Raw genomic sequence first — 23,328 nt, 5'->3', positions numbered from 1 at the left:
CTCTCTTTTAAATTTCAACTGTCCATTCTGCCGTTACACAACCGTCCTTTACCGTCCCTTGTAGTTCCATATCTTGCGGCTGCTTCCCGCAACCTGGGTCTACATATTCAGGAGAAACGGTAAAAGTGACGGTTTCGCCATCATCAAATCCTACGGTGTCGGCGACTACCGTTATTTTATGCTTTATGCATCTCTCGTACATACGCACCTCTTCCTTTTCCCAACGCACATTGTATATAGCTGGTTCCTCCTGAGATGCTTTTTTGCGCAAGTCATTTTGGTTGTCGGCAGCCTGTTTTAGTTTCTTCGAGTTTCCGGACACAGCCGCTCCTATCTTATCGATTAAGCGAATCTGGGGAAAGGGTATCCTCTGAATGTGCATCGTCATGGGCTCTATCTGCATAGCACTACCTATCGTTACTCCCGGCACGCCCATGGGGATAGTGCCTCCGTGGGCGGTCATGCAGTCTTTCACCACAATGGGCACTCCGTTTATCATCACTCCCGGATATCCTTGTGCAACAGTATCCGGTGGTCCGCAACATACACATATATCTCCCATCACTGACACAGGCTGCCCGTTAATTAATACTCCCGGGCACCCCGGACCCGTAACCAGTCCTCCTACATGAGGGGTAACTCCGGTTATCATGGGACAGATATGATTGAGTCCCACTGTGACAATCTCCTTATCCATGTGTTTATATGTCTTTTTAAGTTACTACATTACTTCTATTTTATTGGCAGCCCCCTGTATCGTAGTCTTCTTGCCGGATACTTGCGTCTGTGCACCGCTCAGGGTGGTGTTTGCTTTGCCCTCCACCGTCATATTCTGTCCCGTAATGCCGGCATCCGACAGGGCTTCTACATTTAAACTGCCCTTGGCAGACACAGAGGCATCTCCATCTGTCTGTTGAGTTAGGTTGCCCTTGGCTGCAAGATTTATATCGGCTTCGGCAGTTACATCTACATTCTGTTTAGCTGCAATCTGAACATTTTCTTCAGCATTGATGCTGACGTTCTTTGCTGTCAAAGACAGGGTTTCCGGTGCGGTGATTTCAATATTCTTTCCTTTAGTGTCTAAATGGAGTATACAACCGTTACCATCCTTAATCGTAATGCCCCAGTCTCCACCCTCATCATCATTGAACTCCAGCGTATGCCCACTGCGTGTCCGCATACTCTTTACACTGTTATCCGTTGCTGCTCCCTCTGAATTAGCCTTATAGAAAAGGCTGCCTGTCACATAGGGACGGTCGGGATTGCCTTGTTCGAAGCCTACCATCACCAAATCACCCGGCTCGGGAATAAACACAAAACCACGGTTCTTGGCTACTTGCTCGCTCTTGCCTGCATCCGGGCTTTGCACCCGCATCCAGTAGCTCTCGCCGCCGTCTATCTCCTGCCACATGAACCGCACCTTGACACGTCCCTGATTTTTAGGGTCGTCATTGCTCACCACTCTTGCCATTTCCGGATAGGCTACCGGCATCACGGCATCTCCCCACGGCATGATGGGCGTACCGCCCGGTACACCACAGAAAGTATTACTATACAGTCCTTTATCGTCTACTGTATGTGTAATCTCCGTGATACGATAGCGTCCCAAATCGGGAATTTTAACTCCCGGAAAACTTTCGGGCACACGGGTGACGACCAATTCTCCCAGACGGAAACCGCAATTACGGCTTGTAGCTTGGATTTGGGACAATTGGGAATAGTTGCGGTGAAACTTTGCATCCCCGTAGTGCTCCAAATCCATTGCACTATATGCGGGTCTTATCGAGGGGAGTCTCGCTTCGGTGGGGAAGATAGGTTCACTGCATTTCTCAGCCGAACGGGAACCAAGGGTAGCGCCTTTAGGCGTTCCGCTAAAGTCGTAATAGAACTTATCATTGACAGGGTCGAACTCATAGGTACTATGGTTTAGCGAACGGATGGTGGCATTGATGTTGATACCCGTCAGGTCTACATCATACCCTGCACGGATTTCCGTATCTATTTCCGGATCTCCTATCTGTAGCGTTTCCCCGTTGTAATAGAACCACTCGCCGTAGGAGCGCAGCAGACGGGAAAGAAACCCGTAGCTTGTCTCTTTATAGCGGGCGACATAGGGGATGATGTCCGTATGTTTGGGATTGTTGGTCACATTCATTTTCACCCCGCTCTTGTCAAGTATGTCGCTGACTATCGTATTCAGGTTTTGTTCTATATAACAGTCCATAGAGGGGTCTCTGTCAAGCAGGATGGTAGGACTTCCCCCTTCCAGAATGACAAATCCCTGATTACCGTCGAAGCCTTCCACATGAATATCAGAAATCAGTCCGTGAAATTCCGTTTTCTCTCCACTCTCATGGTGGGTCATGATGATGGATACCTTCTCACCCAGTTGCTTGAATATCACATCGGGACCGATAGCCCAGACACTTGGCTTGTCCGGACGATAGTTTACTTTGATTTTGAAACGGTGGTGTGTACTGACCGACTGAAAAAGTTCCATTGTTACATAATCACAGACTTTTCCTGCTACTTTTATCTCCACGCTTACAGCGTCCAAGTTTGTCGATGCCATAGTTAATATATTTTATGGGTGAATACTATGAGTTAATAAAAACACGGTAGTTATAGGTTTCCGGAGACAACCGCCTGAGCTCACTGTCCAAATCAACGACGAATTCGTCCCGGTCTAATCCTTGCATCCCCTCCGATAGCCGTAGATACACGTCCAGCGTCCTTATGAAACCTTCGCTTTCTTTTTTACCGGCTGCATACCCCAGCTTTACCTCCACAGAGCGGATGCTGTCGCCATACCTTGCCATGCAGAAATTGCGTATATCCTCTTTCGTGTATATACTGCCGTGTGACAACAGCATGAATCGGTACATATCCATCCGGCGCTTTACGGATGGGGAGGGCTCTCCTCCATGGGCGGAAGTGACAAACCGCAGTGTATCTTTGTCTATATCGGGATTAGCACAGTCATTTAATGGCTCTCCCGCATAGATGTCATTGGCAAATTCGCCATTAGTAAGAGTATAATCCACAGTTAACCGGGTATCCTTGTCATAACGTTGGTCTATGACTACATACGACAACATTTCCTGTCCTCCGACTCCGTCTTTATTTTTATCTCCCAATTGGCTTACCCGTTCTTCTATCTGCTCGATTACCTCTTTCATTCCGTCTTTGTCTGTCGAAGAGAAGGCCATGCTTTCGTCATATAGCAGGTCTGTCAGGCGGTTCAGAAAATCTTTGGCATCCATCGCATTGAAGCGTTCGCAACCGCCCCTTCTGACCGAATAACAGCCGGCCCTACCTTCATCCTGTGTGCCGGAAATTTCCCTAAGCCGGTCTCCGTGGTTATCGGTAATCGAATCCACAAACAGGAAATATTCAAATTCCGTCTTTTCCAAAGGGAGAATGGCCGAGACGGAATCTACCTTTCTGGTAATCTTTGCCGGATATTTGTTTACTACGATAAAAGTGTTCATCTGCACCTTTATCTGTTCCAGTATTTCTTTTGAAAAAGCGGTGGGAAATTCTATATCTATCCAAACAGTATCCGCATCACATTCAGCAATGAAATCACTTGGCAGCAGGAAAGAGATTTCTTCGGGCACTCTGCTACGTGACAAATCTCTGACTTTTAATCCGTGAGCTTTCAATGTCAGGTAATGGGAAGCATATTTGCTGGTTATTTCTTCCGTAATCAACCTGCCAAGATCGTATTTCTCACTGACCGAACGTGTGGGGGCGTACTCGATTCCCCCTTTAATTTCTACAGGAATACCGGCAATCGTGCAATGGCAGTACGGCAGTAATTTCAGATAACTGCTTTTATCTGCTACAAGCGGTATATCTATATATAACGGCAAGTCGTTGAGGGTAGTTACATTGTTGCCTATTTTCATCCCGATACTGATTTTCCGACCCATTACCGGCACATCGGAACGAAAGCGGGCAGTGGCGTCACGTTCTCCTTCGGGAGTGATGGTGCAAAATTCATCCGCCGTCACGAGATACTTCAGTTCGGCATTGATTATGCGGGTTTCATGCAGCGGAGTAAAGAAGAGATTTTTCATCTTATACTTCTTCACTATCTCCGTGCTTTTATAAGAAAACAGGTCTGTGGGAGATACAGTAGCTTGCGGTGTATATGGTCGTGCCGCAGCAATGGCATGGGCGGGTTTGGCAACCAATGCCGTGTGTGGAGTAAGGGCGGAAGCGACTTTCTCCAACAATCGGCTTTCAATGGCGTGCATATCACCGGACAGCTTGAAAATTTCGCCCGACAAGGCTTCAATCAGCAGTCGGATAAGGGGGTCTATGCCATCTATATTTCGTATGTCATATAGGGTTGCCGCCTGTTTGAACATCCGGGCTTTAATGCTTTCTTTTGTGAATAGATTTGCCATACGTTTTAATTTTATATTTCAACTGCCTGATTATTCGTTTGATAAAGGTCCCATGTATAATTTGTACCCGAAACCGCAGGGAGCACCGGTGGAATTCAATGTGGCGAGTACTGTAATATCTACCCGCTTACGTATCATCCGGTTATCCAGAACTTCCTCCCTGACTACTTCTTGTAGGTTTACCGAGAGGGTGATGTCGGAAATGCGTTTCTCATAAGTAGAAATCGCCTGCATCACGTATCCGGTAAACAGTTCTTTCCATTGTTCGGTAGAAACAATGCGCTCAAAGTCCAACTCCCAGATCCGACAACCGTATTTGGGGTCGAAACGGTGCTCACCCGGACAGGTGGTCAGCAACAGTTCGATGTGCTGGTCGATGGATTCCAGTTCGGAACATCTTTCCAGTTGCCGGATATCTCCTTCGAAGAGCTTTTCCAAACGTACCGGTAGTTTATAGTATTTCTGTTTCATCTTCCAAAGAATTTACTTTGTCGTGGTGCGGCTATTCTACCGCCCCACATACTGCTATGTCCTGTGTCATACCGGCGCTCGATGCCGAATGAATTTCTTTTGTACAAGTTGTGCGACCATAGGTAGGGATTCCTCCGGTCTGCCAGTATATCCTCCAGCTTAGCCAGAAGCAATCTCCTGTCGGAAAGATTGCTTTCCAGAACATAGGTCATATAAGTTCCGGTGTAGGGGTGGTATTGTGAAATAAATAATTCACACCCGCCGCCTTGCATCGAGACTTCGCATCTCTCCAGCATGGTATCATAACTGATATATACTCCCGTCAGCCCGCAAGCCGGTGCGGGGGAAGCATGGGGAACTGCCGTCCCGATGTATCCGAGCTTCTCGACTTCGCCGCCTTGCCAAAGACCCGTTTTGAGTAGTCCTGCCATTTCATGTAGTGAGTATATAGCCATAGTATTATCGTTTTAGTTCAAATTCATCACCTCCCATCCGGACAGACGGAAAAGTCATCACAATGGTCTTTACCGATGTGTCTCCCTGCGATACATTGCGATAATGCACGCAACTTGCATCACTGAATTTTATCTCGAACAGTGCGCCTTCGTCCATCGCATCGCTGTTGCGGTAGAATCGGACTACTCCGTTCTCTTTTCTGTTCGATTGCATTATCCAGTTCTCCACCTCCGCATTTACCGGCTCCGAGAACACGACGTATGCTTCCATATATTCTTTCGAGGAATTATCCGGCTCATAGGCAATATCAAACTCGGACAAGATGTGCGACTCTCCGCAAAGCGTCATCTCGCATACCATATCCGGATTGCGTCTGTCCGCAAACACTTCTTTTCCTTTAAACAGCCTGTCGAAAAATCCCATAGCTATTATTTGTTGTTAAAAAATAAATCGTTGTCCGTTGTAATCTCTTTGGCTTCAATCACAATGATAGTCACCACACCTTTTTTAACCCGCGAATCGTAGTTCATACGATAGTTCTTTACCGATGCGCCCGAAAATTGCAGTTTGGCAAAGGTCGTTTCGTGTTCATCCAGTGTAACAATCGCCCCATCTTCTTTACGGAAGGTGTCAAAGAGCCATCCCAGCAGGGTAGCGTCGGCAAATCCGTCAATGACGATCCGTATTTCTCCGCCGCATAAGCCGGAAGTGATTTCACCTTTACGCCCCACATTACGGCTCAATCCGTAATCAAAGTGTTTCAGCGGATACTTTCCCCAGTATTCGGACTGGGGAAGGTCGATATTCTCTTTATGTAAGTATAAATAGGTTTGCATCCAACGAATATTTTTATTTATCTGATGGCCATCTGAGTTTTTTTGTTTTCTTTACTATATTTCCTTGCTCATCATATTCTGAGATTTCAAGTGTTATGGTACCATTGTAGTCGGAATTGTAGATATGCTTAACTTTTTTGTTCCCTTTATAATAGATACTGTCGGTTGAGTAGCCTGTACTTCTTGTAGTATGATTGACGTTTACTTTCAGTCCGTTTTCTTCATACTCTGTTTCTTTATTGACTAAAGTCATATCATTGTCAAACTCTTCCTTAATTCTCTTTTTTCCATCAATGTATTCCTTCATCACTCTATTAAGTACACCGTTTAAGGTAATCCGAGTGATTAAGGTATCATTAACAGTTTGTTTCAATGAACACTCGATATTTTGTTTGTAATCGGAAGAAGGGACAAGATTAACAGCTTCTTTATAATCTGTATCATTAAATTTATAGGTTTCTTCTATTTGCCCGGTATTTAAATCATGATGGATTTTCTTCGTATTATTTCCATTATTATCATAGTAGTAGTATTCCTCATATCTTGAGTCAGAAGAGGGTCCATCTCCTAATATTATAATACTTTTTTTATACTTAGGTTTATTCTTATCATAATAGGTAGAAAAAGTATAACTAAATGTGTCTTTATTATTTTCCAATACAAGTTCTTCTATGGTATTTTCAGTGTATCTCATTGTTTTTAGCAATGATTCCGACAAGGGTTCCTCTACAGTATAGCAAGAAGAATCATTATCATAACTATATATCTTTATAAAATTATTTACATCTGCCAAAATCCCTTTATCTTTATTGCCTCCAAAATAGAGATAGTCATATTCAGTACCCTGTGCAGTTAGAATCCTGTTGTTTTCATTATAAATATTAATATATTTAATAATATTAACAGAATTATATTCTTCCTGCTGTTTACTATTTTTGCAGCTCAATAAAAGTAATATACTACCTAAAAAAAATAAATTTCTTATATTCATTATTTTAGAATTTAACTCCTAGATTACCTAATTTTTTTTGCATCTCTATATAATGTGAATTCAGTATTTTGTGACATTCATTCATCTTTTCCTCTACAGATTTGTCTCCACTTTCAAATTTTTTTTGTAATTCTCGATATTTTATTAGTGTTTTTTTGTAATCGCTATAATTTATACATGCTAATCTCCATTGCATCAAGTCCGTCTCATACATCCATGTGCCTAAACTTATGACAGTCATATAGGGACTTAATTTTGTTTTTCCGGCTGCAAACAGTAAAATGTCTCCGGCAGCTGACCAATATTCACCATTACCTACCTCATCTATAATAGAAATAAGCGACAATCCATCTCCAATTTTGCCTATATGTTTATTATCCATTAGCATATTCGCTGCATCAAGGGGAGCTCCGATTTGGTCATTTATTTGACTACCTAATGATAGTATCCCATTTCTTGCGTCATTTCCCTTTAGTGCTCCTTTGGATTTTATTATGGGAAGAGGTATTTCACAATAACTTTTAATAGCATCCGCCCGATGAATAAATTTTAGCATCTCCTCCACGATACCATAAAATGCATAATAGGCATCGTAATCCAATTTCAACAGTTCATCTTTTGACAAGACATGGAGCGTATGCAATGTTTTGGTCTCAATGATTGCATCTTTCCTTTGAAAATATGGAAAAGGTATTTGCTGATATTTGGGAATCGCCCATAATTGTTCCGGATTAGTGCGGATAAAATATAGGGTTTCTGTTGTCCAATATACATACCCGATGCCTTCTACCAATCCCGTATAGATCGTATTACCGGCATTTACCATCGCCTCAAAATCAGACAATTTCTTTATTTCTATTTTCTTACCCATCTTATTGCAGATTATTTAACCCAATGATTGTCAAAGCTAATTCCGTTTATTAACATCTCATCAGGTGATATTACCAGTTGACTTTCTAACCCTCCTTCGTTGGCTATACTTCGATTGAATCGTATACAATATGCGTTAATAAAATTAATTTTCAAGGGAGGATTTGTTGTCTTTGATTTAAAAATCACAGACCCATTTTTGGGAATGGATGTCATTCCCCATCTGTAAATGTTTTCAGGAAGCGTTTGTGACAATGTAATGGACATGATACCACCACGTACTTCATCTTGCGGTTGCCCTTTATGGTCGACAGATTGAGCGAAATTTATATCGAAATGGCTCATTTCATATTCCTGACCATCAAGGATAAACCATGCTGTTAAGTCGCTGTCTACTTGTAGAAAACTAAATAATTCCATACCGTTTATTTTTAATAGTCAAAAACTCATTCGTTAATAGTCCAACGATTTTCAAACGTTGTCTCACCTACCTTTATTTTTCGTACTTGGAGAATAATTTTAGTATGTATATAGGCTTTTCCTTTTTGCGTATATTCAATATTCAATCCAGTACAGGCTGCCTGCTCAAATAAAATCTTTTCCAAAGGTTCATCACTGTCATCGCATATTACAATTGCACCGTCTTCATATTTTTTAGAGTTCAGTATCCAGTGGAGCATATCATCTTGCGGTAAACCGGCATAAGTCAGGTACAAGGTTCCACCTCGTACATCAGTTTGCGGTTTGCCATCCGTGTTCGTTCCCTGATTAAAACTGAAATGGCAATTTTCAAGTTCATAACTGTCTTTGTACAATCCCGAAATACTGGAATCGCCCAAAGCACCTATCCTCAAAAAACTTTTATGTCCAAACATAGTATCTTCATTTTACCATTTCACATTCCAATCAATATCTCCATTATCCGCCACATCAACAACAACCGTATTACCTGCCGCCAATGTCCCTGCAACAATCATCTTTGAGATAGGACGGCGGATATAGTTACGTATCGTACCTGCCACTTGCCGAGCTCCGTATTTTGGAGTGAAGCCACGGGTAGCGAGCAGGTTCTTTGCCTTCTCCGTAATCTCAATGTCAATATGTTGCTTCTCAAGCAATGCTATAACTCCCTTTAACTGTATCTCAAAGATACGAACCAGCATTGTTTCGTTAATAGGAGAGAAAGGCACGATTTCCGACAAACGGGCAAGAAACTCCGGACGGAAATAACTGCCCATGACTTCCATCAGGTCAGTGGTAGAAGGATTCTTGCCCTCATTAATCTGCTTGCTAAGCCATTCGCTACCTACATTGGATGTAAACAGTACGATAGAATTGGAAAAATCACCCTCTTTGCCCAAACGGTCGTGTAGCTTGCCTTCGTCCATGATTTGCAGGAAGATGTCATAAACGGAAGAATGGGCCTTCTCTATCTCATCGAAAAGCACCACCGCGTAAGGCTGACGGCGTATCCGGTTCACGAGTACGCCACCTTCTTCGTAGCCCACGTATCCCGGAGGCGCTCCCAATAGCAGGGCTGCCGAATGTTCTTCCTTAAATTCTGACATATCAAAACGAATCATCGCCTTTTCGTCATTGAAAAGTGCTTCTGCCAATGCTTTTGCCAATTCAGTCTTACCGGTTCCGGTAGGTCCCAGCAGGAAGAATGAGCCAATCGGTTGTCCCGGTTTGTTCATTCCACTTCGTGATTCGACAATGGCATCTGTCAATACCTTCAGCGCATTATCCTGTCCCACCACTCTACGACGCAGAATATCTTCCATGTTGAGTAACTTTTCTTTCTCTCCGGATTCTATCTTGCCGATAGGGATACCTGTAGAAGAAGAAATAACGGCTGCCACTTCATGGGAAGTGATTTTCCCGATTTTCTCTTTGGTCAATTCACGCAATCGGTCAAGTACACCTAAAATATAATCCATCCATTCACCGTAGTCTGATGACTCCGATTCATTCTGTCCATCGGAGAGCATTCCCAGAAGGATAGGGCTTAACCGGTTCTTCATGGTGAAATTGACTAACCGCAACTTCTCCGTGCGCTCCGCTTCGGGCTGGTCTTCCGCCGCTTCAATCGCGGCAAGCTGCTCTGCCAGTCCCTTTATATCTTTTTCCCCGCTCTGGTTAATCATCTTAACCGCAGAGAGGGTACGGTCTATCAAATCAATAGCGGCATCCGGCAAACGGCGTTCCTTGACATAACGCTTGGCGAGTGCCACGCATTCCGGCAACGAATCTACATCTACCCCCACACCGTGGTAGCTTTCATATCTTTCCAAAGCTGCCTGTATCATATTTACGGTGGATGCAAGGTCAGGTTCCGATACTTGCAATACTTCAAAACGCCGGTTAAGGGCATGGTCCGGTTCAATTAGTTTACGGTATTCGTCCACCGTAGTGACTCCGATTACCGTTATATTTCCTTTGGCAAGCTCCGGCTTCAGGATGCTTGCCGCTCCGCTGTTGCCCGACTTGGGGTCGATCAGCGTATGTATTTCATCAATGAAGAGAATCGCATTGCCGTGAGCCGACAATTCTTTGATGATTCCTTTCAGCCGTTCTTCTATCTCGCCTTTGTAGGTAGCACCCGCAATCAGTGTTCCTGTGTCAAGCTCATAAATAGTCATGTCCTTTAGATATTGGGGAACTGTACCCTCAATGATGCTGCATGCCAAACCGTCTACCAAGGCAGTCTTACCCACACCGGCATCGCCGATGATGAGCACGTTGGGCTTACCCATCCGCCCCAGAATTTCCATCATCATGCGTGTCTCACGGTCACGGCACACGATAGGATATACTTTCTTGTCTGCCGCAAGAGCAGTCTTATCCGTACAGTACTTATCTAAATTGCCCGCCCCGGCTGTCCATAGGGGGGCTTCACTCCCCGGAAGGTCAGTCTGCGTACTTACGGATTTTTTCATATTACCCATTCCGCTCGTGAAGAGGTCATGTATCTCACGCTCCCGAATAGGGAACGAGCGCAACTCGTCCGTACTGAAACCTGCTTCGGGTGTAGCAATGGCTGCCAGCAGGCAAAGTGGATTGATTTCCAGCAGTCCCCACTTGATTCGTACATTATCGGCTTGCTCAAACAGTTCGTTAACTTTCGGATCGGGCATTATCTCGCCTGCGCCGGCAGCCTTGGGGTACTCCTCTATTCTTACCTCCGCCCATTCGCGCAAGTAATCGGCGTCCTTACCCAACGATTCGACAAACGAACGCAGACCTACCTCTTTGTGCATCAAGGCAAACAAAAGGTGTGCCGGAGCATAGCTGGCATTGCCATACTCACGGGCGACACCTTTTGATATTCGGATTACGCTCTGAACTGTTTCATTGATGTTCAAAAAATCCATATTTTATTCTTATTACGCCTGTTCGTAATTTGTATTCCAGTTTGTACCATCATCACCTTTCGTGCCGTCCAACTTGATAACAAAGCTCTTGGCAGGGAAGAACGGAGTCATGTGAATATCCAGATAAATACGGTCCTTCTGCTTTTGGTCTTGCTCGAAACGGATTATCTTGAATTTTTCGATAAGGCGGCCGGCTCCCTGTACACTATCAAGATACTGTACAATCTGCCCTCTCAGGTCACGTTCGGTTTTAGAGCTCCAGTTCTCGAACGAACGGCGGTTCAGGAAATCAAACAACACCTTGGTAATATAGTCGAATACACGTACCACAGAATAAGTTTGCAATCCCAGATTGTCACCGTTGAACAATGTCTTTGCGGAGAACGCCATCACTTTACCATATTCATTAACCATCGGAATTAAACCCATTTTCTCCAGTTGTGAGATTTCGCTTTTCTTCAACGGGAATACCACCGCATCTATTTCATTAATGCCGCCATACTTCTTACCGGCAGTTACCTGAGACATCAGAGTGGTGTAAACTTTACCCATCAAAGCAATAGACGGAGAAACATGGAGGTCTTCCTCTTCACCGATTTCCCGGTATCCGGCACGTCCCACCAGCCAGTTGCAGGTCATGCAGGTATTGCTTTTGAAGGCCTCCCCACTTGCCATATTGGAGGAAGAGAACAGTTCCACCACATCTTCCGGCTTATCAAGGTCGGCAAAGTCTGTATAGAGCATCACTTTATTTTCATAAGCGATTTTCGCCCATTTTTCAAGCACCTTATTCGAACCAAGATAGCCCGGAATGGCTAACAGTGAGTAATTTTGACGTAAATCCAACTTGTCATAGTTCTGTTTCAGTTCGCGGGCAACGAAATCAATGAAGCGGGGATTGTCGAGGTCGGTCAGTTGTTCTTTGGAAGCATTGACTATCGTCACGTTGTTCACTTTGTCCGCTTCCGTATTCTTATAGAACAACATCACTCCACGGTATGCCTGTTCCATATTCCTCACACTCTGCACTGCCACCAATTGGCTTTTGGCAAGATGCGATGCGGCAGCTTCCGATTTAGCTTTAGAAGTGGCAATCATTTCCGTCACTGCCGATGATGAGTTCAGCAGGTCGATCCACATATCTATCTTATTCTTCAGCACTTCCCGTTCTTCTTGCTTCTGTTCATCGGTTAAGAATATCTTTTTGCGTGCCTTACGCTCGGGGTTCAGGTTCTGAACACCATCTACTGTTGATTCCAGAAAATTGAAACCGCCGAATCTGGACAACACATCCAGTGCCGAAGCCAGAGAGGATTCCCCGTTTTTCTCTTTATAGGAAACTTGAACGGTTTCTTGCGCCTGAACTTCAGACTTATTTTTATTATCTTCCATAGTTCTTATTGTCTTTTATTCGGTCTTTAATTCGTTACTCAATGCCTCCAGTGCGCTGATAAACGCCTTTTTGGATTCCGGATTCTCCAACACCCGTTGTAGAACTTTATTAGAGCGCAATTGTGTCACCATCCCCTCGTAGAATGTTTTCTCCGTATCCAACTTATGGAGGAATGGACTATTCTGTGTCATATTCTTCACACTGAAGTCCGCCACTGAGCTAAATCTAAAGTTTTCTTTTACCGGTTGCCCTTCTTCATTTTCAAATTCAACATCAATGTTGGGTAAGAAGTGCGCAAACACCTCTTCGATAGTGCTTAAGCCTTTGACCGCTTCAGGAGTTACAGGTTCGTCAGCAGTTAACTGTTCAACTATGAGGGAGCGATTCTCCGGAATGTTTGCGATGGCTTCGGAAGTATCAACTTTCACTTCATTACCACCAATTCCATATTCAAGTATTGCCATTTGTCTTTTTTGTTTTTAAGCTACAGAAGCCATCCACATATTAAAAAAAACAGCAGATGGCTTCTGTTACCTACATGAATACTAAATGATTACTTCGGCCAATTCTGTTCAAATTGTGCGCCACCAATCTTGATTACCTGAGCCGATACGACAAAAGTGATAGTCATCGGCTGTGAGCCGACAATGTCGATGTTTTCGGTAAATTCGGTAATGTATCCGTTTTCCCAGGTAAGTTCCTTCATCTTGGCTTCTTCATCTCCTTTTTTGAAGACGATGCTGCCGGAATGAGGTTTAAACTGATTGGTCATGTTCTCCAGAATCGAAGTATCATCAGTCGATTCCACATGCAGACGAATTTGTCCGCCATAAATGTTTGAAGATGGGCGTCCTTTGGAATCCACATCTCTCTTGAGACTGTACGTGCAATCCAGCACATCAAACTCTTTTCCTGCAAAGCTTAAGGTTGCTCTAAATGCCATGTTTTAGGAGTTTAAATGTTAATAATTTGTTTAATACAGACTACAAGAAAACTACGATTTCATTTCATTATAAAAGTGCATGGCTTCTATATAGTCCTCAGCATGCAAATATATAACAAAAACAATATACGAAAAATAGTTTGCTTAAAAAACGAAATATATTTTCTAATAATTATATATTCATAAACAAATAATGAAATCTATTATTGAGAGAAATTATAATTAAAGAAGTATAACTGATTGATAAAAAGACGCATATACACCTATTTAGAATCTTATTGAAAACATGAAGGCGATTATTGAGATTGCATTATATGAAAAGAATAATGGCAATACCTTCGTCTTTACGTATGGATATTGCCATTAAGTATATTGCTAAATTAGGAAGGCCGTAAAATTTCAGAATTTCCTTAAGCACCTGCCCATATAGTCTCCTGCGATTATTCCGAAAGCAATGTTTTCAGGTCATTTTTATTGATACCCATATACTTACATATTTTGGATTCACTTATACCATCCGATATCATTTGCCGGATTGCCTTTTTATCTCTGTCATACATCTCCAACCTATCAAAAATAATATCAGCTAAAAAGTCGATTCCTTCTGAAAAAGCATTTTCTCCTTCCTTAGTCTTATAGTCTATCGTGCAGATTTTAGCACACTCTCTATGTAATATCAGATAATAAATTCCTCCTATTAGGATTGACGCAATACTTTTAATATTGATTTTCGCAGACGCAAAAAGATTTTCGTAAAATGTTATTAAGCTTAAGTTCATAACATCCCGTGTTTCCGCAGATCTCTTTGTGGTACTATTAATAGTCGTCATTTCGTAAAGCAGCAGCTTTTGCATCACACTGTTCTCTGACAGATTCCTGAACAATATTTTGAACGTTTCTGCAAAAAACTTTTTAGGTCCCAACGTATTAAGCGTGGAAATATCAATAGTATTATTGATCCAGAAGTCGTATTGTTTGGCCAGTCTATCATAAAGATTATCCATCGAACCGTATCTTCTATAAAATACATTAGCCTCTAAGTCAGCAGCTTTCATTAAGGCACTCAAATTGACGTTTCCAAAACCAAGTTCACCTACAAGCTTTTCAAATTCAGATATCACCTCCTTATCCAATTGCTCATTGGTTCTCCTTATGCGAGTTTTTTTATCCCCCTGTCCCATCATTATTATATAGTACTTATTAAATAATAAAAAATTTAATCACCAAAAGTCGGGAGGTATTTTTTGTTCCCTCCAATAACATTTCATCCCTAAAGAATCGGTTGGGTAGTTCAAAGAAGGCTTATGTTTGTTTATCCAACAGTTTGATTCTCCCCCACATGTTTGTTTTGTATAAACAAGAGATATGTTGCAAATATAGGTATTTTACGTCTTACAAGCAACAAACAAGTAATTCAAATATTAGCAAGTAGTTGTTTTAGCAATTTAATTATAGACTATTTAATTTGCTTATTTTATTTTTGTCATTATCTTTGCAAACAAATTTATAACGTATAAATACTAAAATGAAAGAGAACATATCTGGGTTCAAAATTGACTATTCGATATGTAAGAATAGCCCCGGTGGCAGTATTATGGAGAAAGTTTCCAATTTCCAAAAAGAACTCCAACTACACGAAGAGAACTCGCTACACATCTACGTCAAATCCCCGATGGTTTCCGGTTGCGGCAGGGAGGTCGAGGTTGTTGATAGAAAAACTAATAAAGTAAAGAAAATGCTGATGTTCGGTTCCAATAGTTATTTGGATGCTACCGGCATGCCGTCAGTAGTAGAAAAAGCGGTTCATGTAACAACTGACTATGGAATAGGAAGTGGCGGGGTTCCACTATTGAGTGGAACGACAATATTCCAAAATGAATTGGAAAAAGAGATAGCCAAGCTGACCGGTTTTGATGACACTATATTATTCTCTTCCGGCTTCACTGCCAATATAGGTGTGATAGTAGGATTGATACGCCCTAACAACTTGCTGGTATATGACAGACTCAACCATGCCAGTTTAATTGACGGAGCTCTTATGTCTGGCGCCAAAATGGTAAGATATAAGCATAATGACCCTAAAGCACTCGAAAAAATATTAAAAGAAAATGTCGGGCAATACAAAGATGGCATGATGGTGGTAACCGACGGAGTATTTAGTATGGATGGAGATATTGCCGATATTCCGGCTATCCTAGAGATTGTGAAGAAATATAATGCATTGCTTTTAATAGATGATGCCCATGCCACGGGAGTAATTGGGAAAGACGGAGCCGGAACGCTAAGCTATTACGGCATAAAAGAGCGCGAAAATATAATCGTTACAGGAACGCTCAGTAAAGCAATAGGGGCGATAGGAGGCTTTATAACTGCCAAACAAAACATTATTGATTACCTGAGAGTTTATGCTCGTAGTAACATGTATTCCACCTCTTTACCCCAGAGTATATGTGCGGCATCCCTTGAAGTAATCAAAGAGATGCGTAATACGGATATTCAGAATGCACTGAAACAGAATGCTGAATATGTAAGAAACGGATTGAAAGCAATTGGCTTTAATACTTTGAACTCGATCACACCTATTATTCCTGTTATTGTAGGAAACGAATACATATTGACCCGGATAACAAAGGAACTTTATGACAGGGATATATTTACCAATGCCATATTTCCTCCGGTTGTACCTCCTAATATGTGCCGAATTAGAATTGGCGTGATGTCGTCACATACGCTTGAAGACTGTGACAGGCTGATAAACGCCTTCCATGAAATAGGCAAAAAATATGAACTTATCTGAGAAGAACGGCATGTTTCCATGCAAATATACAGCGGCTGTATCTTCATATTGATACAACTGCTGTTAAGTTCTTCTTCAAATTTGGTGGTAAATTCTTTATTTCTTTATTTTCAAGTTGATAATTATCCTTTTTGCTTGCTTTAATAAGAAAAAACAGACACCGGCTGAATAAGATAACTCAAGTTTCGGAAGTGAGTTTGCGCCGTCTGAACCGGTATCTTCATCCTTATCCCTTTCTTCAATTAACATTGTTAACGCCTTTTACAGGTTGTCAGGTTCTTATGCGCAAATAATAAGGCTTTTGCATTTAAAGAACTTGTTATTCACATCCAAAGATCAAACTTTAACTCTGTGTTAAAACAAAGCTTTTGAGGATAGAAATCTTACTTTTTAAAGATATTGATTTTCAGATGGTTTATTTTTAAATTTGCTTCTTCACCTCATGGATGGACTCTTCGGGGGAAAGCCGGGATACTTGCTTTTTTGTCAACTATAAACGAGGGCTTACACTTCCGAAAACGGAATTAGATTCCATGAGTAAAAGAAAACTTACCACCTAATTTGAAGAAGAACCTGCTGTTATCAAACACTTATTTTTGATATAATTTAAGAGAAATAAGAACTCTTAAACTGGCGAACTACCGTTTTTATATGAAGGACTAACAGGGAGATTCATGTAGTTTCCTGGATTTGTGCAGTGAAGCCTGTTACAAGTTACAAGAACTTCGGGAGCGATGGAGGTATAAAAGAATGCATAATACTCGATATTACAAAGAGAAATATGAACAGTTGAGTAAGGTATCCCATAAGCAAATGTTGCAAATCACGGTTTTACAAACCCATATATCTAAGTGTGAAGCTATCATGGCTGAGTTGAAGAAAATCAGCGAAGGAGTTTACAGACAAAGGAACAAGATAGCATACGTAGTCTCCTTTACGATAACAGACAAAGGCCTTTATATAAAAAATATAGACTTTGTATTGCATCTGGTACTGCCTGATTTTAAATGGAAAGCAACAATCGCTGAATGCCGTATCTGTTACAAAAGTATATTCACTGAGAAAACATATTTTATCTTGATTCCCTTCTTGCAGTATTTGATTACCGTAACCGAGGTTTAGGAAGTGAAATGATTTATTACATAGAAGACATTGCAGAAAAACTTGGAGCAGAAATCATTCAGGAAGACGTAAAACAATCGGAAAATGAAGAGTATGAATTACGTTTAAAATTCTATCGAAATTTAGGATATGAAATTACGGGCACACCTGGTATTAATAAAATAAGAGAACAACTGAATAAGGATAAGCGTAGATAGAGAGAATGTCTATCCTCAAACCTGTATATACTCCGAATATCCTACAAAACTCTGTATCATCGACTTTCGTCCGACCATTTTTCAGATGGGGCATTTCAAAAGGAATCCCCATGCCTTTCAAGAAATCCTCCCAAATTTTAGCATCACGTTTGACAGACCCGAAATGTCGCCCGCACATCGTCCAACAGGAAATTGAGTTAGCATGCTTTCAAGGAATTGCCCGCCATTCTTTACGTATTGACATCCCACAACTCCGGCACTACATCCAAGTTGGAGCTGAATTGTACGATTTCGCCATTGACAGTCAAACGGATCATGATTCCCGACTTGCCTTCTTTGTTTACTTGATCCTTCCGAATGTAGAAAAGAATCTTGAATGCACTCTTGCTCATAATACCTCCTTTTTCTGCCTTTTTGCCGAGGGTAAAAACTTTTAGTGGCAAAGAAATGATTAATAATTGAGTTACGAGCAGACATATTAAAGACAACAGACAACAAATCAGAGACTACCCTAAAAATCGTCACTAAAATCAACCGTCAATTTTCAGTAACGATTTAGTAACGGTACTCTGTCTAAACAGGGCTTTTCTGTGTATTTCGGATGTCCGAGAAGAGAAATAAAAAATCCCGTAAAACCTTGATTTTACGGGATTTGTCATACTTTGACCCCTTTTTGTCTTTGGGGTTCTGCGGAGAGACAGGGATTCGAACCCCGGGTACCTCGCAGTACAACGGTTTTCAAGACCGCCGCAATCGACCACTCTGCCACCTCTCCAAAACTACTTTTCAATAGTGCTTTTCTCTTAAAGCGCTGCAAAGGTACGAATCATTTTCAAATCTGCAAATTTTTCCGCAAAAAATATTTGGAAAGAGTACTTCAACAGAGAGGAACACAACCTCCCTATAAGTAGGTATTTTTATGCTATTCAACATAAAATAGGAACCTTTTATATCCCTAAACCGAAAAAAGATCGTAAATTTGCACGCTCTAAAGGATAACTAACCACTAACTGATTAATTTTATGGAATTGAATAAGACCTTTAAAGATGGACTTTGGAGCAAGGAAATCAACGTCAGAGATTTCGTCAGTAACAACATTACTCCTTACGAAGGGGATGCTTCTTTCCTGCAAGGACCTACTGAACGCACTAAGGCTGTCTGGAACAACTGTCTCAAAGCTCTCGAAGAAGAGAGAAACAACAATGGAATTCGCGCACTTGATTACACTACAGTATCTACTATAACCTCCCACCCTGCCGGCTATATCGATAAAGAGAACGAACTGATCGTCGGATTACAAACCGATCAGGTACTGAAACGTGCCATCAAACCGTTCGGCGGAATTAATGTAGTAATGAAGGCTTGCCGTGAAAACGGAGTAGAGGTGGATGATAGAGTAAAGGATATCTTCACTCATTACCGCAAGACACACAACGACGGAGTATTCGATGTATACACTGATGAAATCCGTTCATTCCGTTCTTTGGGATTCCTGACCGGGCTTCCTGATAATTATGCACGCGGACGTATCATCGGTGACTATCGCCGCCTTGCCCTTTATGGTCTCGACCGTCTGATCGAAGCCAAGAAAGAGGACCTCCATAATCTTACAGGTCCGATGACAGAAGCCCGCATTCGTCTCCGCGAAGAGGTGGCCGAACAGATCAAGGCACTGAAAGAAATCAAGGTGTTGGGTGAATACTACGGTCTGGATCTCAGCCGCCCGGCATATACCGCACAAGAAGCCGTACAATGGGTGTACATGGCTTATCTGGCTGCTGTAAAAGAGCAGGATGGTGCTGCTATGTCATTGGGTAACGTGTCTTCATTCCTCGATATCTATCTGGAATATGAACTGAGCCAGGGAACTATTACGGAAACATTCGCTCAGGAGTTGATCGACCAGTTTGTTATCAAACTCCGTATGGTACGTCACTTGCGTATGCAGTCGTACAACGATATTTTTGCAGGTGACCCGACATGGGTAACCGAATCCATCGGAGGACGTTTCAACGACGGGCGTACAAAGGTCACTAAAACATCTTTCCGTTTCTTACAGACACTCTACAACTTAGGTCCGTCACCGGAACCTAACATGACTGTACTATGGAGTCCTGAACTGCCGGAAGGTTTCAAGGCATTCTGTGCACAAGTATCCATTGATACTTCATCCGTACAGTACGAAAACGATGACCTGATGCGTGAGGTCCGCCAATCGGACGATTACGGTATCGCTTGTTGTGTTTCTTACCAAGAAATCGGAAAGCAAATTCAGTTCTTCGGCGCCCGTGCCAACCTTGCAAAAGCATTATTGCTGGCAATCAACGGAGGACGTTGCGAAAACACAGGCACTGTCATGGTAAAAGACATCCCTGTATTGACAGGCGAAACGCTGAAGTTCGAAGAAGTAATGGCCAACTATAAAAAGGTATTGGTACAGATTGCCCGTGTATATAACGAGGCTATGAACATCATCCACTATATGCACGATAAGTATTATTACGAAAAGGCTCAGATGGCTTTTGTAGATACTGATCCGCGCATTAACCTTGCTTATGGTGTAGCCGGACTTTCAATCGCTATCGATTCACTGTCTGCCATCAAATATGCGCATGTGAAAGCGCGCCGCAATGACATCGGCCTGACTGAAGGATTCGATATCGAAGGCGCTTTTCCCTGCTTCGGTAACGATGATGACCGTGTAGACCACTTGGGTGTAGACCTGGTATACTTCTTCAGCGAAGAACTGAAGAAACTCCCGGTATACAAGAATGCCCGTCCTACCCTCTCGTTGCTGACCATCACTTCGAACGTGATGTATGGCAAGAAAACAGGTGCCACTCCCGACGGACGTGCCAAAGGCATCGCCTTTGCACCGGGTGCCAACCCCATGCACGGACGTGACAAGAATGGTGCGATTGCTTCGCTCAGTTCAGTAGCTAAGTTGCGCTACCGTGATTCACAGGATGGCATCAGTAACACATTCTCTATCGTTCCGAAATCATTAGGCGCAACTCAAGAGGATCGTATCGACAACCTGGTGACCATGATGGACGGATATTTCACCAAAGGCGCACACCACCTGAACGTGAACGTACTGAACCGTGAAATGCTACAGGATGCAATGGAACATCCCGAAAAGTATCCACAACTGACTATCCGCGTTTCAGGATATGCCGTCAACTTCGTGAAGCTGAGCCGCGAACACCAGCTGGAAGTTATCAGCCGAAGTTTCCACGAAAGAATGTAATTGAATGATAAACGTACACTCATACGAGTCAATGGGAACATTCGACGGGCCGGGTCTCCGGCTCGTCGTTTTCCTTCAGGGGTGTAACTTCCGGTGCCTGTATTGTGCCAATCCGGACACAATCGAAGCCAAAGGAGGTACGCCAACCCATCCGGATGAAATTGTCCGCATGGCTGTCAGCCAAAAAGCTTTTTTCGGTAAGAAAGGAGGAATAACTTTCTCCGGTGGAGAACCCACTTTTCAGGCGAAAGCTCTTATCCCACTTTTTAAAAGACTGAAGGAAGCTGGAATCCACATCTGCCTCGACACCAACGGCGGACTGTGGAACAATGATGTTGAAGAACTCTTGGGGTTGACTGATTTGGTTTTATTGGATATCAAAGAGTTCAATCCGGAACACCACCAGTCTCTGACCGGAAGAAGTAACGAACAAACACTGAAAACCGCCGCCTGGCTCGAAGCCAATCAAAAGCCATTCTGGCTGCGCTATGTATTAGTGCCCGGTTACAGCGACTTCGAAGACGATATCCGGCAGTTGGGAGAACATCTTGGAACGTACCGGATGATTCAGCGTGTAGAGATATTGCCTTATCATACTTTAGGAGTTCATAAATACGAAGCGATGGACAAAGAATATCTCTTGAAAGGAGTGAAAGAAAACACTCCGGAGCAAATAGAAAAGGCCGAAAAATTATTCAGGCAATACTTCCGGACAGTACAAGTAAATTAGCTTATCATTAAGAAGGGGATGAGAGTGTATCAAGAGTCTTTTCAACACAGAAGACACAGCCCCATCCCCTTTATTTTTTTATCACTCCAGAGAGCCACCGCCATTCTAATGAAGTGCCACCGGCATTCCGATTAAATGCCACCGCCACTCTGTTCAAACGCCACCGCCACTCCGGCTTACATCTGCCTTACTTTAATAAGTGAACCGCAATCCTGCCTGCAAATTAAAATTACAAGGTGTTTCTTTTCGGATAGTCTGTATTTTCGAACCATCGTCAAAGAAATACGAAACTCCCGGTTCCACATAAAATCCCACATGCTCCGTTGCATTGAACTGAGCTCCTACTGCACCTGCTACAGAAAATTGCAAAGGTTTCACATTCACCTTATCGCCCGCCAGTTTTCCATATACGCATTTCTCAACCATTCCACCGGCAGATACATAAAGCGTAAAGTATTTCTTTTCCAGGAAATTCCAGTTTCCGCGTACCGGGATACCGATATAATGCAGTTTCTGAGTCTGCATCTTGTTATCTCCCTGTCGCTTGACATCGGAAGACAACAACGTATAAGTCAATCCGGTTTCTACGGAGAAACCTTTCGGAAGGGATTTACGTACGGACAATCCGAAACTTACCGGCTGATGATGTTCATAATCCATCACAGTAGTCGTACTGGACTTCAGATAAGGAACTCCCCCTTCAAAGACAACTTCCTGATCTGCGGGAATATTCACGGCCCCATTCATAATTGTCATCAGGTCTACCCTGTTGCTCATTGGACGGGGTGCAAAACTTTCCGAACCATTCGTCGGAAGTCCTCCCCCATTGCCTACCCCTACTCCCATCGACCATTTTCCATTCCGCTTTGCAGAAGAACTCTCAATAGGCAACTGGTATTTGTCTTTACCGGATGGCCTCCGGGCCTCTTTCCTTTTTTCTATTTGTGACGCAGTACTCTCTTTTTTCTCCGTTACAGCAGTTGCTTCAGACTGTGATTCGGCAGGCTTCTCCGCCACCACAGCCTCCGGATGTTTCTCTGCCCCCGGAAAGGCTTCCGGAGTGATCTTTGGATCATTCCCTTTCGCCAAATATCCAGAAGCGGAACTCACGTCTGTCCCTCCCGCCGGCTTCATTGGCTCGGACACGGCGACCTGTACATCCGGTAAAGCCGGTTCCGGCAATATATCCGGATTGACAGCCAATGAAGGAGCCGTCGCATAGCGAATTTCATCTGCGACCGGACTATTCAGGAAATACAAACTTACAGCAGTCGTCACCACCAACACTACGGCAGCCGCGGCAACGGCCCATCGGCGGTACGGATATATTCGTCTTTCGGTTACGGGCATCAGCTCCTTTTCCAGTCGTTCCCAACCGGAAGCAGGTATCGGCTCGGAATAATCCTCGAGCTTCTCTTTGAATGCCTTTATCCATTTTTCGTTTTCTTTCATCATTCTATTCTATTTTAGAAATCCCGGGTT

23 protein-coding genes, 1 tRNA gene and 1 pseudogene are annotated in these 23,328 nt (G+C 42.8%); 5 read left to right on the top strand and 20 right to left on the bottom strand.

From position 1 onward, the window contains the following. Positions 1-7: 7 nt before the first annotated feature. The 16 genes from JZY04_RS00345 to JZY04_RS00270 all read right to left on the bottom strand — a co-directional run bounded on the left by JZY04_RS00345 (position 8) and on the right by JZY04_RS00270 (position 14,930). A complete protein-coding gene (locus JZY04_RS00345) occupies positions 8-697 on the bottom strand; it encodes a PAAR domain-containing protein (RefSeq protein WP_122143041.1) in 690 nt (229 codons plus the stop codon). A gap of 24 nt (positions 698-721) precedes the next feature. Continuing rightward, the gene (locus JZY04_RS00340) at positions 722-2,572 is read right to left on the bottom strand and encodes a type VI secretion system Vgr family protein (RefSeq protein ID WP_122143040.1); all 1,851 of its coding nucleotides are present in this window, start codon (positions 2,570-2,572) and stop codon (positions 722-724) included. Between the two features lie 25 nt (positions 2,573-2,597). Further along, positions 2,598-4,415 (bottom strand): type VI secretion system baseplate subunit TssF, encoded by a 1,818-nt coding sequence (locus JZY04_RS00335; protein WP_122143039.1) that lies wholly within the window; start codon positions 4,413-4,415, stop codon positions 2,598-2,600. 30 nt (positions 4,416-4,445) lie between these two features. Next, positions 4,446-4,886 (bottom strand): GPW/gp25 family protein, encoded by a 441-nt coding sequence (locus JZY04_RS00330; RefSeq protein WP_005787083.1) that lies wholly within the window; start codon positions 4,884-4,886, stop codon positions 4,446-4,448. Continuing rightward, a complete protein-coding gene (locus tag JZY04_RS00325; RefSeq protein ID WP_010992802.1) occupies positions 4,883-5,341 on the bottom strand; it encodes a DUF5456 family protein in 459 nt (152 codons plus the stop codon). Before JZY04_RS00325 ends, JZY04_RS00330 begins: the two co-directional genes overlap by 4 nt. Before the next feature lie 4 nt (positions 5,342-5,345). Then, positions 5,346-5,765 carry a type VI secretion system tube protein TssD gene (tssD, locus tag JZY04_RS00320; RefSeq protein WP_122143038.1) on the bottom strand — a complete coding sequence of 140 codons (420 nt, stop codon included), beginning with the start codon at positions 5,763-5,765 and terminating at the stop codon, positions 5,346-5,348. 5 nt (positions 5,766-5,770) lie between these two features. Next, a complete protein-coding gene (gene tssD, locus JZY04_RS00315) occupies positions 5,771-6,178 on the bottom strand; it encodes a type VI secretion system tube protein TssD (protein WP_122143037.1) in 408 nt (135 codons plus the stop codon). A gap of 13 nt (positions 6,179-6,191) precedes the next feature. Next, on the bottom strand, positions 6,192-7,169 hold the full coding sequence (locus tag JZY04_RS00310; protein ID WP_122143036.1) for a hypothetical protein: 978 nt from the start codon (positions 7,167-7,169) through the stop codon (positions 6,192-6,194). 4 nt (positions 7,170-7,173) lie between these two features. Continuing rightward, positions 7,174-8,040: a hypothetical protein gene (locus JZY04_RS00305; protein ID WP_122143035.1), complete on the bottom strand. Its 867-nt coding sequence runs from the start codon at positions 8,038-8,040 to the stop codon at positions 7,174-7,176. Between the two features lie 11 nt (positions 8,041-8,051). After that, on the bottom strand, positions 8,052-8,459 hold the full coding sequence (tssD, locus tag JZY04_RS00300; RefSeq protein ID WP_005787094.1) for a type VI secretion system tube protein TssD: 408 nt from the start codon (positions 8,457-8,459) through the stop codon (positions 8,052-8,054). 26 nt (positions 8,460-8,485) lie between these two features. Further along, entirely contained in the window at positions 8,486-8,914 is a 429-nt protein-coding gene (gene tssD, locus JZY04_RS00295; protein WP_122143034.1) for a type VI secretion system tube protein TssD, read from the bottom strand. Between the two features lie 12 nt (positions 8,915-8,926). Continuing rightward, positions 8,927-11,413: an ATP-dependent Clp protease ATP-binding subunit gene (locus tag JZY04_RS00290; RefSeq protein ID WP_122143033.1), complete on the bottom strand. Its 2,487-nt coding sequence runs from the start codon at positions 11,411-11,413 to the stop codon at positions 8,927-8,929. A gap of 12 nt (positions 11,414-11,425) precedes the next feature. Continuing rightward, entirely contained in the window at positions 11,426-12,805 is a 1,380-nt protein-coding gene (locus tag JZY04_RS00285; protein ID WP_122143032.1) for a DUF5458 family protein, read from the bottom strand. A 15-nt stretch (positions 12,806-12,820) separates the two neighbouring features. Further along, positions 12,821-13,270 (bottom strand): hypothetical protein, encoded by a 450-nt coding sequence (locus JZY04_RS00280; RefSeq protein WP_005787103.1) that lies wholly within the window; start codon positions 13,268-13,270, stop codon positions 12,821-12,823. Positions 13,271-13,359: 89 nt separating this feature from the next. After that, positions 13,360-13,749, bottom strand: a complete 390-nt coding sequence (gene tssD, locus JZY04_RS00275; RefSeq protein WP_005787106.1) for a type VI secretion system tube protein TssD — start codon at positions 13,747-13,749, stop codon at positions 13,360-13,362. A gap of 440 nt (positions 13,750-14,189) precedes the next feature. Next, positions 14,190-14,930: a TetR/AcrR family transcriptional regulator gene (locus JZY04_RS00270; RefSeq protein WP_181996461.1), complete on the bottom strand. Its 741-nt coding sequence runs from the start codon at positions 14,928-14,930 to the stop codon at positions 14,190-14,192. A 344-nt stretch (positions 14,931-15,274) separates the two neighbouring features. On the opposite strand from JZY04_RS00270, the gene JZY04_RS00265 reads away from it, so the two are divergent. Continuing rightward, on the top strand, positions 15,275-16,546 hold the full coding sequence (locus JZY04_RS00265) for a pyridoxal phosphate-dependent aminotransferase family protein (RefSeq protein ID WP_122143030.1): 1,272 nt from the start codon (positions 15,275-15,277) through the stop codon (positions 16,544-16,546). Between the two features lie 96 nt (positions 16,547-16,642). Here the strand turns inward: JZY04_RS00265 and JZY04_RS00260 are convergent, their stop codons facing one another. After that, positions 16,643-16,795, bottom strand: a complete 153-nt coding sequence (locus JZY04_RS00260; protein ID WP_122143029.1) for a hypothetical protein — start codon at positions 16,793-16,795, stop codon at positions 16,643-16,645. A 501-nt stretch (positions 16,796-17,296) separates the two neighbouring features. On the opposite strand from JZY04_RS00260, the gene JZY04_RS00255 reads away from it, so the two are divergent. Then, complete coding sequence (locus JZY04_RS00255) at positions 17,297-17,668, top strand: hypothetical protein (protein ID WP_122143028.1); 372 nt, start codon at positions 17,297-17,299, stop codon at positions 17,666-17,668. A gap of 8 nt (positions 17,669-17,676) precedes the next feature. Continuing rightward, positions 17,677-17,865, top strand: a complete 189-nt coding sequence (locus tag JZY04_RS00250; protein WP_122143027.1) for a hypothetical protein — start codon at positions 17,677-17,679, stop codon at positions 17,863-17,865. 200 nt (positions 17,866-18,065) lie between these two features. Here JZY04_RS00250 and JZY04_RS00245 read toward each other — a convergent pair. Beyond that, a pseudogene (locus JZY04_RS00245) lies at positions 18,066-18,257 on the bottom strand (Arm DNA-binding domain-containing protein); the annotation flags it as partial. A gap of 298 nt (positions 18,258-18,555) precedes the next feature. Then, positions 18,556-18,640, bottom strand: a tRNA-Ser gene (locus JZY04_RS00240). A 247-nt stretch (positions 18,641-18,887) separates the two neighbouring features. Between JZY04_RS00240 and pflB the strand changes: the two genes are divergently transcribed. Continuing rightward, positions 18,888-21,116: a formate C-acetyltransferase gene (pflB, locus tag JZY04_RS00235; RefSeq protein ID WP_005776049.1), complete on the top strand. Its 2,229-nt coding sequence runs from the start codon at positions 18,888-18,890 to the stop codon at positions 21,114-21,116. 4 nt (positions 21,117-21,120) lie between these two features. Next, entirely contained in the window at positions 21,121-21,846 is a 726-nt protein-coding gene (gene pflA / locus JZY04_RS00230) for a pyruvate formate-lyase-activating protein (RefSeq protein ID WP_022011845.1), read from the top strand. 192 nt (positions 21,847-22,038) lie between these two features. Here the strand turns inward: pflA and JZY04_RS00225 are convergent, their stop codons facing one another. After that, positions 22,039-23,298 (bottom strand): outer membrane beta-barrel protein, encoded by a 1,260-nt coding sequence (locus JZY04_RS00225; protein ID WP_032540727.1) that lies wholly within the window; start codon positions 23,296-23,298, stop codon positions 22,039-22,041. Positions 23,299-23,328: the final 30 nt, after the last annotated feature.

Source organism: Bacteroides sp. 11BF, from assembly GCF_019633765.1.
GTDB classification, from domain to species: Bacteria; Bacteroidota; Bacteroidia; order Bacteroidales; family Bacteroidaceae; genus Bacteroides; species Bacteroides hominis.
This window is presented reverse-complemented; position numbering and strand designations above follow the sequence as displayed.